The sequence below is a fragment of the Scytonema sp. UIC 10036 genome (assembly GCF_009725235.1).
The window spans coordinates 1-12570 of record NZ_WJFC01000295.1; the positions used below are offsets into that span (position 1 = coordinate 1).

The window sequence follows — 12570 nt, forward strand, 5'->3', positions numbered from 1 at the left end:
TGTACCGATCTGCCGAAGGCAGTAGCGAAGCTATCGCTGGTCGCACAACCGCAAAGCACGTACAACCAAAGAATAGATCTGCAAAAACTCAATTTCATCGCGATCGAATTTATTCAAATCGAACTCTTTGAGGTTGTAAACACTTTTCCTCAAACTCGGTTCAGGTAAACGATCGCCATTAGGTAAAAAACGTACCATACACCGCCAACTGTCTGCGATCGCCTTCTCATATCCCGCACACAATTCAATCTGCTTTAACTTTGCCACATCCTTACTTTGAAATCCCTCACTCCAAGCCGAATGGTGACGTCCAGCTGCCATCATCACTGTATAACAAATATATTTTATTTTCTCCGTGTCAGAAGTATACTGACGCAATAATGGAACCAAAGACTGTTTGAGAATTGCCTGTGCTAAAAAAGCGCTTTCCACTGCATGATTGGGACGCTTATTTTTCTTTTCATAGGCTTTTAATTCGTTTTTTTGTTCTGGCTCATCGGGATTATAATCGGTATGCGCTAGCAAATAGCTCCTTGGGTTTTTACCTCCATACTTTACATGAGCAATTTTCTGCCATCCTCGCATGATTTCTTGCCATTTTGATTGTAATTTTCCTAGATCGTGGGTAAAAATTGCAAAAAAAACCAGAACTTCAAACAATGATTCAGCTTCGTTACTTGAAAGATTGGGCAATACTTTAGATTGAATAAATTTACTACCAGCTACAAGCAATTCATTACGAATAGCAGTATATTTTACTTTTACGGATTCTCCATTTTTCAACAAAATAGAGCAAAAATCTTCTCGCCATACTTTCCACATCAAAACCAAATGACCAACATAATTATCCATCCGATAGCAATACTGATTGATAATATTCCTATCTTGTTTGGGTGGAGATTTAAAATTATTTCCTTCGATCTCAATACCAATTCTTAAACCAATAGACTCGTCATAGTAAATATAACGAGGATTGACAAAAATTCGATAGCAACCAATTAAAAAATCACGAGAAGTAATCGGACTCAAAGCGGGTAGACTATAAGATTGAGATTTATATTTTGGCGTTTCAATTCGTTGAAAAATCCAATCATCACCAAAACCCAAACTTTCTTGAAAATCCCGCCAAGCTTTACATAGAGTAGAAATCGGTACGGAGAAAGGCAGTAATTTTTGAATATCGATAATTTCATCGTCGTCATCGTCAAAAAAACTTGATTCAGTCCAAGTAAACACACTACGGTTATCGACTTTTCTAATTAGCTCGATAGCTTTCGATTCATCCCCTTTAAAAACAGCATCATGAAAATTATTTTCAAACTCCATCTCGCTATTTTCGCGGCGTTTGAGGGCGAGCAAATCTTCATCCTGATGAACGCGATTAATCCATTCTTCCTCAATCCGAAAACCCACATGCTTGCTGGCTCGCTCAGAATTGGTATGAGCTTCTAAAACCTGCCAAGTTAACTCACAAATCTCTTTTTTATAGGGTAAAAAGCTCTCTTTCTTAGTTTCTACTTCCTCAATCGCATCGATATTAATAGCTTCTGTTTCTATGATTTGAGATTCTTCAACTTCAAATAAATCTGTTTCTGCTAAATCTCGATTCTCCCGGTTTACCTCTACCGTTCGATAAATAAAAACTTCCCCAATTTCTCCCGGAAACCTTGCACAACGTCCCCCACGCTGCAATAGCGAATTCATCGGACTAAGTTGAGTATGTAAAACTTCACAGGTAATATTAATTCCCGCTTCTATGACTTGAGTAGAAATTAAAACTTGACAAGTATCATTCTCTGCAAAATTATTCTCTCGCCAATTTTGAGCAAAGATATCTTTCAAATAGCTTTCTTTTGCAGCACGATGCTCTGGTAAAAACCTCGCATGTAACAGGGCAACTTCTATTTCAAAGTCTTGATTTAAGGTTTCTAAATCTCGATAAATCCCTTGTGCTTGAGACACTGTATTACAAATAACAATGACTCGCTGACGTTTTTTCTGGTAAATATCATCCCAAATACGCTGTGCTGTCAAAGGTTGGGAAACGGTACGAAAAGTTCGACACCGATTAGCTTCTATGATTTTTAAATCAACATCTTCAACTTGAATAATTTCCATTATTGATTTTCGATTATTTCCTTAATTTTTACCGCTAATTCATCTGTTAAAGTCGCTGTCATCAATAAAACTGGAGAAATTCCCTTAATTTGCTGTAACACCTTTAAAACAGTAGTAAAAGACCTATCAGGGTCGAGTAAATGCAGTTCATCAAACACTAAATAAGACGCAAAAATCGCTCCACAATTGACATTACCCGAACCACGACCAACCGAATAAGGAATATTTAAAAAACTGCTTAACATTTGGTCGATGGTACAAAAAATAATATCCCCCTCAAAACGCGGATCTTCTGGGTTTCCCCCTGTTTGTAAAGTCACCACCAATTTTCTTTCCTGAGGATAAAAAATTTCCCAATTTGTAACCATCTTCTCCACTCTTTGACGCAGACTATTTGCAAGGGTACGCAGAGGGACGACATAGATTAACTTATTGGGAAAATCGAGCTTGAGGGATTTGGCAAATAGAAAGGGTGCGATCGCGGTTTCTGTTTTCCCCGAACCTGTAGGAGCGCGAAGCAGAGTATCTTCAAGGCTGAGAATGCGGTTGATGGTTTGGGTTTGGAAATTGTAGGGATAGTGGGTGGTGAGGATGTGAAAGAGTTGGGGAATATCTGTTTGAATTGCGTTACTCATGATATTTTACATTTTTGATACTACCATCATCTTTTACAGCAGTAACTTTGACTTTGATATTTTGTCCTGCTTCCAAGATTTTTGCTATTTTATCCTCTTTTGTAGTTTTTTTTGTTCCATCTGGTAATTGATAAGTTACTTTAACTCCCTTTATATTAGAAACCGTTGCATCCAAAATTTGACCTACCTTAAATTGCTGAGATGCTTTAGCTGAAATATTTGTTTTAGAGTTTTGTAAATTTGCATTGGAAGTATTTCTCAATCTCCGCTTATCTTCTCCTGATTTACCCATGACTTGGAATGGTGTTGGAAGCACTGGACGGTTTATATACTCCTTAGCTTCAATTGTCATATAACGAGTATCATTTGATGACGGAGGGCGATCGCACCGCAACATCAACAAGAGCATTTGAATCCGAGGTATATCATCTAGTTTGACTGCATTGTATCCTTCTGGATGGTCATCAAGATGGATATTATTAACGATGAATTGTTCAAAAGCATTAATACAATCTGTCAATATTGAATCAGTCTTGCTTTGGTTATCTTCTCCCGATAACCATTGATGACTACTACTAAATAGTTTCGAGTAACGCTCCTGACGGTTATTCAATAAAAGCTGATGCTCTATTTTCACAGCACCCATTCCTAATGGCTTACCCATACCCAGAGATAAACAATATTTAGGTTCTGCTGCTTTTTGTAATATCCACAGTATCGCACCTAGCTCGATATCAGTGATGTTTTCAAAGTGGATATCAAAAGTGAATTTAACACCTTCTTTTATGGGTTTGATTTTAGTTATTTGAGTTCCATCAGCATTATCACCGTCAGGATGTTCGATATCAGGATTATTCCCCTTATGCCAATATAATTTATGACCGCGAATGACGGTTTCTGCTACTTGGTTATCTTTCGATGATTTGTTTGCATAATGCTTAAGTTGGATTTTTTCAGAACTAGTTTGAACTAAGTAATGCTGAAACGTTGTTGGTTTGGGATTAGAAAGAATCTTAGGTGTAATTGTTTTTTCGTAACTTCCTGTTAGCCAAATATCATCATTAATTGTTTTTTCACAAATGGCATTTTCGATGAAAATTCTTCCTGCTAAAGCAGAATCAAATTTATTATTAGTACTTTTCTCAATATTACTTTGATTATTTTTCTCTTTACTTCTCACAAACCCAAATATTGCCTCAGCCAAATCAATTCGATTAGATTTACCAATGTTTTCAGGAATAAAATCAACTGCTGAAGCTGCTTTTCCATCTTGTAAGGGTGAGTAAGGAATGCGAAAATTTGGACAGTGACCAAATAAAGTCACTTCTGTTTGTCCGCTTTGAGGTTCACAATAAAAAATTGGTCTTCCTTCTTTTAAAACTCCAAAATCTTTATCAAAAGGTTCTAGCTTTTGAAATTCGGTTAAAGCACTTCGATAGTGTTGAACAGCATCATCGCTAATCGAGATACGATCTATATTATGGTTGATTTCTGGAACAATACAATGATTGCGACGACGGAGATTTGTTGGATCGTCAGAAGATTCCAGCATATTACCACTGGTAACTAAAACCCCTCGTTCGCGATAACGCTTTTGATTTGCGCTTACTTGTCTGCTAAACCTTCTCGGACTTTTAAAAAGTGTATCACCAAAGCTAACATCTATATACTGTGGAACATAGGTTTTTTGATTCATTCTAATCAACGTTTGAATACCTGCTAAATCTTGCTCTTTAACCCAGATAATAGAAGATTTTTCAATCATTTTTGCAGGTTGAATATACCAGTTATCCCCTTCCTTCACTAAATAACCAGCTTTAACATTTTTAAGAAGCTTTTTATACTCGCTTCCTAATGGATCATCTTTTTTTGCTGCAACAGCACGAAAGAAAAACCTTTTTTTATCCGATACCAGTTCCATTTTACTAAAACTAATAATCTCGATTAAAATTCTGAGCATTCCACGCAAGCTGCTACCGGGAATCACTGGTTTTTTGGCTTTAGATGCGGTCTCCGTATAGAAAAAATCTGGTAAATCTTTCGATTCTGCACCACATACAAATTCTTCTTTAGTTAAACCACAGCGAATATATAAAGGAGATTCAGTTGTGAGCGTGCAATCAATTCTACCTGTATAACGTTTTTCGGATTGAGCATAGTACACATTATGCGAAGGTAAAGAATCTGCTTGAATCTCAACTATATCATTGGGTAACTCAATAAAATTATAGGGTGCTATAGCTTTTTTAGTATCCGGTACATTCGTTAAATGTCTAGGCAACATTTTTCAATTCCTTCTCAGTTGTAAGATTAACTAATCTGCTTAAATAAATACGGGCTATACCTGTTTCTTCGTCATAATCAATATAGTGACGAACACACAAACGCAATGGACGATATAATTTTTGATGGCGATCAAAAGATATATTGATTAACGGAACAGCATGACACAAACCTTGGGAACCATCCGATACTAAGGTAAAGCCATTGTTAGTCTTTTCTGCTTGTGTACCCCAAAGAATCTGATTTTCAGGAATAAACTCTGTATTCTCTTCATCTTTAATAACACGCGCTTGAAAACCTTCATCTGTTTGCCAAAGCATCACTTCCGAATCTTCGCCAAAAATCCGACATTGTTGTAACGTCGAACGACGTAATTTAGCAAATTCAGGAAAAACACTATCTGCTGTTATTAAATTTCCATCTTGGAATTTTCCCCAGATAACCCCATCTTCTGTATGGGCTAATAAATATTTCAATTTATATTTATTCCCTTGTTCTTCCAACCAGTTTTGCAAATTAAAATCTACTGATACTTTTATAGGTTCGCATTTAGGTTTATTCAAGGTGTCACCTCCTGATGTAAAGCTGCAACAAATTTCTGTAACTCTTCTGGGCGAGCGATAGTCAAATCTTTATTATTAGAATTTTGTACAATTGTCCAATTTTTATCGCCATATTGAATCGTTGCATTTTCCCCTTTCAACCTTCCCCGTCCAATACTACTAGTTCCTCCAACAGTTAAATCGCCAGTCCACAAATCTTTAAGTAATAAAAGTAACAATCCTATTTCTGATTCTATTGGGTTACGTAGTTGCAGCGTAATTGTGAGTTTTGTTTGATCGTTGCCAAAAATTGGTTGCTCGTTGAATAAAGCACCATCTAAAGCACCGCCAGTAAATCTATCGATCGCAATTCGATTTTGTACTAAGTCGGTAGCGTCATTAATTTCAACTTCATCGACAACTAAACGACTCGCTCTTGCTTTTTTTGTGTTCTCATCCACGAAGCCAAATATCTCGTTAATGATATTTGTGTGTTTTTGAATAGTATTAACTATCCTTTCCGCACGATGTCGCAACACACCAGTTAAACTCGTACCTGATAATATTGCTTTTGCTTCCCCATTCCGTTGAGATTTTAGATGGACAACATCGGGTGCTTTATCGGTAGATGCTTGTCCGGCGCGAATTAGTAAGGGACTTGCAAGGGTAAATGTAGCTTGGATAGTTAGATGTTGTCTTTTATCTTCCTCTGCTATAGTGACACCCAAAGCATCCCCAATATTGCCGTGAGTTGGAGAACCTTCTAATAACCCTGTTTCCCAATGGGGAAAATTTAGCCATTTTATACGCTGTTTGTAATCTCGCAAATCAAACTGACATACTTGCCATTTTTCCACATGACAGCGACCAAAACCACGAGTTTTCTTGATTCCCAAACGAATTTTACCTGCTTCTAATCCTTGCAGGCTAATTATTAATTCTCTAATTAACTGCTCTCTATCACTTTTTTCATCTATTAATAATTCAAAGGAAAGATTGAATTGCGTTCCTGCTTCCAAAAATTCTAGATCGTATTTAGCCCCATCGTCTGCGGTTTTCGTGATGCTATTAATTTTCACTCCATCACGTAATTCTAAGCTAATCACGTCGTTACTGAGAGCATCATTCACAATCAAAGGACTTTGTTCTCCATCGTCATCACTACGCTGTCCACCAAATAACAGAGAATCATCTGTAACACCATAGCCATTGTTATGTTCTCGCAGATAGTTTCTTAAAGATCCAGCTATCGAGGAACCCATGAATAGAGCTTTATCTTCAATACTATCTCGTAAAATTTCTATATCTACATCACTATCGTTATCCCCACTTCCAAAACAAGTAGGAGTATCTAATATCAAAATCCCTTTGATTATTATTCTTTCGATAATTTGGCGTTGGTTTCTAATATTGATGCGATCGCAACTCATGATTTACTCTCCTTCATCGCTTTTTTTGTAATAGCCATAATTAAACGTAGGGTATATTTTTCGGCTAGTTTACTTTGTTTAGCAAATTCATCTGTAATACTTCTCTCTACATTCGCAACATTAACTGTTAAGTCTTGCTTATTGCTTACCCAAGTCCAAGATTCTGAATTTTTTAACCATTCATCAAGTTGTTGCTTAAGAGAATAATTTTCATCATTAGGGGAAATTTTTGCTCTTTCCAACTGACCTTTTGCATAAGCAGGAAGATTATTTAAGAGTGATAATACTAAATTACAATCACCAGTAGAAAGAGCTTTTCTGGCAATTATTTGTAAGCGGTAAAGCTGGCTATTACTAATATCTCCTTCAATCTTCTTTCGTCCAATAAAATTTTGTAGCGTTCTTTCAATTCTTTGATGCAGTAATTTTTCTGCCATCTGTGCTGCTAAGGTGCGTGAAAAATCTTCTTGTAATTCCGGTTTGTTTTTATCATTTTTACTGGGTAAATGAACTCTATAACTAGATTTATCTAACCAGTTAATCGCAACTCTGCCAAAACCTTCATTTCGTCTTTCTCCAATACCTCTTGCTTCAATGTCTCTAATCGCATCTGGAGTAATATCAAATGCTTCAAATACAAATACACTACCTGCTGCAAATGCTGCAACTTGAGGTAGAGGTAAGCCCCATTTACGGTTAAATCCTCCAACTAAAGTGCTGCTTGCATAGCTTCTTATAGGTTGCAATTTTGTACCCATACCCAATATTGTCTCTATTTCTTGTGTGATTGGTGTAGAATTTTTGTTGTATGTAGAAGGTGGAATAATAGCATATTGACCCCATTCATCACGCAAAATTAAGTCACTAAGCAGTTTAACTGTAAAACAATCTCTTTCAATTCTATTGTCGGGAGAAACATGAACTTCATTCCAATTATGAGAAAGTTGAATCTTACTGATTTTTATATGTCCGTACCCAGCAGTTCGCGAACCACCAAGCCAAATATCCTCTGATTTTTGCAGTAATCCCATCAGGAAATTAGCATCAGTCTCGTTACTACATATAATGACAGCTTGAAAAGTTTGCTGGCGATCGATTGCTTCGTAACGGAAGATTTCTCCCTCTCCTTGAATTTGATTAGTTTGGGGATTGCGTTTAATTTGAGTCGAGCGTCCTTGTTTGCGATCGCGCTGATTGTGAATATTGATTCTTCGCTTTTCTTTATATAGCGTTATCGAATCACTTTTTTTGATGCAAAAACCTTCACCAATAAATTTAGGATTCTCCAATTCATCGCTTGGATCGATTCCAAAATCGAAAATCACGATCTCTGGTAATTCATCATTTAACTCTGCATCCTTCTCTTTGAACCAAGAACTAGCTCACAGGACGCCTCTATTGTCCCAGACTCAAGCAAGATTTACAGAAATTTGGGCTGATGCAAGTTCAGCAATATATCGTCAGAGTCAGGGAAAACCAAATACGCAGGTTGTTCTGTCAACTATTCAGGCGATGGCAGCTTCTATAAGAAACTTTGATGAGCGCGAGTTTGGCTATATTATTGTTGATGAAGCTCATCATGCTGCAGCAGAAACCTATCGAAAAGTTATTGGTTATTTTAAAGCTAAATTTATCTTGGGATTGACGGCTACACCAGAAAGACATGATGGTCAATCACTGATTGAGATATTTCAAAACACGGCTCATCGGCTGGAGTTGGAGGATGCGATCGCCCGTGGTTTACTAGTACCAATTCGTTGTGTCAGAGTTAGGACGAACATCGATTTAACGAAAATTCGCTTTAACGGAGTTGATTACCGCAGTAGTGATTTAGGTCAGTATCTCTTTGTTCCCAGCCGAGATATATTGATTGCGGACACCTATGTTAACCATGCTTTAGGAAAACGAGCCGTCTGTTTTTGTATTGATGTCAGACACGCAGAACGGATGGCTGATGAATTTAACAAACGTGGTATCAAAGCTGCTCACGTTTCCGGACGCATGGGACAAAACCAAAGACAAGATATTCTTAAGGCTTACCAGGAAGGGGAGATACAAGTTCTCTGTGCTTGTGATATTCTTAACGAGGGTTGGGATTCTCCGGAAACTGAGGTGCTGTTGATGGCACGTCCAACCTTGAGCAAAGTAGTCTATGTTCAGCAATTAGGACGTGGAACTCGTTCTGCGCCTGGTAAAAAGTATTTGCTAGTTTTTGATTTTATTGACAATACCATCCGCTATGCTCAAGCAATGAACGCCCACCGCTTGTTTGGCAAAAGTTCATATCGCCCTGGTGGATTAGTTGCTGCACCTCCTGAAGCGATCGAGCAAGAAGAACAACAGCTTGCTAGAGGAGAAAAACCAGTTGTCATGCTGTCACTTAATTTATGGGTGGATCGTTACGAGCCAATTGATATTTTTCGCTGGCAAGATGAAGTTAAAGATATGTATCAAGCCAGTGAGTTAGAAGCAGCATTGGGAATTGGCGAAAGTGTTGTTAGACGTTGGGTGGAAGCTGGACGCATTACTCCAGATCACACAATTGAATTGGGTAGTCGTGTCTATCACTACTTTAAGAAAGAACGCTTGGATGAAATTCGCACAACGTTTAATATTACTCCTATTACCAATCAAAACATCAAAGAACGTTTCTTTGAGTTTGTACGGAAAATGGACATGAATACTTCCTATAAACCCGTTGTGTTACTTGGGTTGCTGAAGCTTGCAGATGCAAATGGTCGGGTGAAGATAACAGAATTAACTGTCTTTTTCCGGGACTTTTATCTTCAAAGACTCGAGCAGGGATTGGTTGTGGAAGGCGATCGCAAACAGATGTCTCGTGTTGCAGAACTATCAGACAGCGAGATTGAAGCGATTATGATGACAAAACCCTTTGAAAAGTTTGAGCGTCGTCAATTTGTGCGGCGTCTCAAGGAAATTACTGTTCTACAATTTACGAAACCCCTATGGCAAAGTTTGAGTGAACAAGATAAGGTAGAACTGCAAAAATTGGCAGAAGCTGCTCTAGTAAAATATTACGCGAGACTATAGTAGCACTAAGTGCTAAAAGTAACGCAATTCAAGCAGGTCTATCAGTGCGCTTTCCAAATATAATTTCTACATACGCTTAGAGTAGGTTCTAGAGTAAGAATCCGTAGCGTCCTTAGTCATTTGTCATTGATCATTGGTAAGGATTTCCGGTGTATTTACATTTTGTAATATAGTTCTGTTTATTTTCACCCACCTACTTAGATCGCAAGATAACCCGTCCGAATTTTTGCGTAATGCCATACAAGAAGCATTAGATAAGCAAAAAAACTCAAGTACTGAGACATGAGTGAGTCGATTTTCCAACTTTCTTGGATAAACTTATACCACGCGTGGATTTTAGATTTTAGATTTTGGGTTGGGAAAGGACATCTACACAACCTAACGTTGGTCAATTTTGTTCCAATCAGCTAGAAAATCCCAATCCTCGTCGTCTTCCTGAGTCTCGATTTGCTGCGTGCTTAACTCTTTTCCATCCATCAAATTTTGATAGTCGCCTGAATCAACCCACTTCAAAAGTTCAGATGCTCGCATCACTGTCCAAGGTAATTGATATTCCATAAAGCTAAACGTCTTAGTCAATTGGCCTAAACCATCAAGATTGCTTATTGTAAAAGAACGAGCTTGCGTGACAAAATCGTCGATCGTTTCTTTATTTAGATATTCATTTGGTAAGCCGCCTAATTTCATCAAGGCAGTCATAGCAACATCCACATTCTGACAAGCTAATAAACCAGCGCGATCGGCAGTAAATCTTGCCATAACTATCCAGTTGTATAACGCAATTTCTAGACCGTTTGCTGCTAGTCCGCCCATGCCAAGTGTTGTACTGCTAATCAAGTTTTTCACAACCGGCATGACGTAAGCCAATTGCTGATACGCTAAATATTTTCCTTTTATAAGAGCGACTTGATGCCCAAACAGAAAGAGTAGTTCATCATGGGAAAGCCATTCCATCCCTTCGAGATTGATACCGACTACTGGCTTGTTCACCCCTACTGCATAAGCTCTAATGTATCCCGTTCCACGTTGGAGGTACAGTTCTGGGATTGGAGCAATATCCAGGATTTTACAAGCTTCAACAAAAGCATCATTGAGGTGGAGAAAATTACTCGTAGTGACTTTGAAATCATTACCAATTATTTGCATCCACAGTAACTTGTCAATGCCATACTCGTTGACTTTTTTAAGCAACAGGGGTAGCACTGGGGTTCTTTCTAACGACACCAGCGCTTTCCGGTCAAATGGATGTTCATAAACTTCTGTTTTTAGCCCTGTAAATTCTTTTCTTGCCATTTATTTATGTTATTAGTTTAATGATTCATCTTTAGATTTCCTAGATAATGCCAAACTTCAGCCAGCTTTTCAAGGAGCCGAAGAGATTACAGGTACAAAAGTTAGCTTAATTAGATGCCTGCCGAGATCCGCTTACCGGGTATCGCTACGTTTCAAGCGGCTGATCGATGGATAATTTTCTAGAACAAAAAGGGTTTCAATCCCGTTACCGGTATCGCTACGTTTCAAGAATACCGCCAATCATCATCTAGGGTCAGAAGATAGTTTCAATCCCGTTACCGGGTATCGCTACGTTTCAAGCCAAGACTCCCAGCAGCTTATGGTTACTCCCTACAGTGTTTCAATCCCGTTACCGGGTATCGCTACGTTTCAAGCAGAGAATTGTTGAAGCGTGTATCAAATGCCTTTAAAGTTCAATCCCTTACCGGGTATCGGCTACGTTCAAGCTAACAGGAAAACCAACAGCAGTGCATTGCCGTTGGAAGTTTCAATCCCTTACCGGTATCGCTACGTTTCAAGCTCAAGCGCAAACTCAAGCTCACTCCCGCCACTATTGCGTTTTCAATCCCGTTACCGGGTATCGCTACGTTTCAAGCTATGACTGGGATGGAGTGAGTACAGCCAGTTCAAAGTTTCAATCCCGTTACCGGGTATCGCTACGTTTCAAGGAAAGAATTTATATTCGGAGCAGTTCACCAGAGCCGGTTTCATCCCGTTACCGGTGATCGCTACGTTTCAAGCTTCAACAATTTCAGCGCAATAACCAACTGAGCATCGTTTCAATCCCGTTACCGGGTATCGCTACGTTTCAAGTTGTTCTTGTTAAAGCCTTGCGCGGATCTCGTCCGGTTTCAATCCCGTTACGGGTATCGCTACGTTTCAAGCAAACCAAACAAATTTTTCAAGAACCGACTGGCCTAAAAGTTAAATCCCGTTACCGGGTTATCGCTACGTTTCAAGCACTGATAGGGCGATTGTCAGCCCCGTCTTTGGTTTCAATCCGTTACCGGGTATCGCTACGTTTCAAGCTCGGTACAGTTTTCAATAGCTTTCAAGAGTCTTTGTGCGTTTCAATCCCGTTACCGGGTATCGCTACGTTTCAAGTCAACATCCTTCGAGTTGGACACTCGTTCCATGAAGTTTCAATCCCGTAACCGCGGAGCAGAAAATTTCAAGCATCCAAAGCCAAATTTTCGAGAAAAAAAAAAAAGAGGGTTG

Annotated in this window: 8 protein-coding genes; 1 reads left to right on the forward strand and 7 read right to left on the reverse strand. The window is 38.5% G+C overall.

All coding sequences use genetic code 11. The features are described from left to right. Window positions 1–30: 30 nt before the first annotated feature. From F7734_RS57315 to F7734_RS57340, 6 genes are read right to left on the reverse strand one after another with little or no spacing between them, the layout of a single operon-like run. Window positions 31–2118, reverse strand: coding sequence for a helicase-related protein (locus F7734_RS57315; RefSeq protein ID WP_155753057.1), 2088 nt, complete (start codon window positions 2116–2118; stop codon window positions 31–33). Next, on the reverse strand, window positions 2118–2753 hold the full coding sequence (locus tag F7734_RS57320) for a DEAD/DEAH box helicase (RefSeq protein ID WP_155753058.1): 636 nt from the start codon (window positions 2751–2753) through the stop codon (window positions 2118–2120). Before F7734_RS57320 ends, F7734_RS57315 begins: the two co-directional genes overlap by 1 nt. After that, window positions 2746–5037, reverse strand: a complete 2292-nt coding sequence (locus F7734_RS57325; protein WP_155753059.1) for a TIGR03986 family CRISPR-associated RAMP protein — start codon at window positions 5035–5037, stop codon at window positions 2746–2748. The genes F7734_RS57320 and F7734_RS57325 overlap by 8 nt, the downstream gene beginning before the upstream one ends. Beyond that, complete coding sequence (csx19, locus tag F7734_RS57330) at window positions 5027–5599, reverse strand: CRISPR-associated protein Csx19 (protein WP_155753060.1); 573 nt, start codon at window positions 5597–5599, stop codon at window positions 5027–5029. The genes F7734_RS57325 and csx19 overlap by 11 nt, the downstream gene beginning before the upstream one ends. Then, a complete protein-coding gene (locus tag F7734_RS57335) occupies window positions 5596–7008 on the reverse strand; it encodes an RAMP superfamily CRISPR-associated protein (RefSeq protein WP_155753061.1) in 1413 nt (470 codons plus the stop codon). Before F7734_RS57335 ends, csx19 begins: the two co-directional genes overlap by 4 nt. Next, window positions 7005–8333, reverse strand: coding sequence for an RAMP superfamily CRISPR-associated protein (locus F7734_RS57340; RefSeq protein WP_155753062.1), 1329 nt, complete (start codon window positions 8331–8333; stop codon window positions 7005–7007). Before F7734_RS57340 ends, F7734_RS57335 begins: the two co-directional genes overlap by 4 nt. Here F7734_RS57340 and F7734_RS57345 point away from each other — a divergent pair. After that, window positions 8260–10059, forward strand: a complete 1800-nt coding sequence (locus tag F7734_RS57345) for a DEAD/DEAH box helicase (RefSeq protein WP_279239898.1) — start codon at window positions 8260–8262, stop codon at window positions 10057–10059. The two genes, F7734_RS57340 and F7734_RS57345, sit on opposite strands and share 74 nt — an antisense overlap. Window positions 10060–10437: 378 nt before the next feature. Here the strand turns inward: F7734_RS57345 and F7734_RS57350 are convergent, their stop codons facing one another. After that, the gene (locus tag F7734_RS57350; RefSeq protein WP_155753064.1) at window positions 10438–11352 is read right to left on the reverse strand and encodes a M48 family metallopeptidase; all 915 of its coding nucleotides are present in this window, start codon (window positions 11350–11352) and stop codon (window positions 10438–10440) included. Window positions 11353–12570 lie beyond the last annotated feature (1218 nt).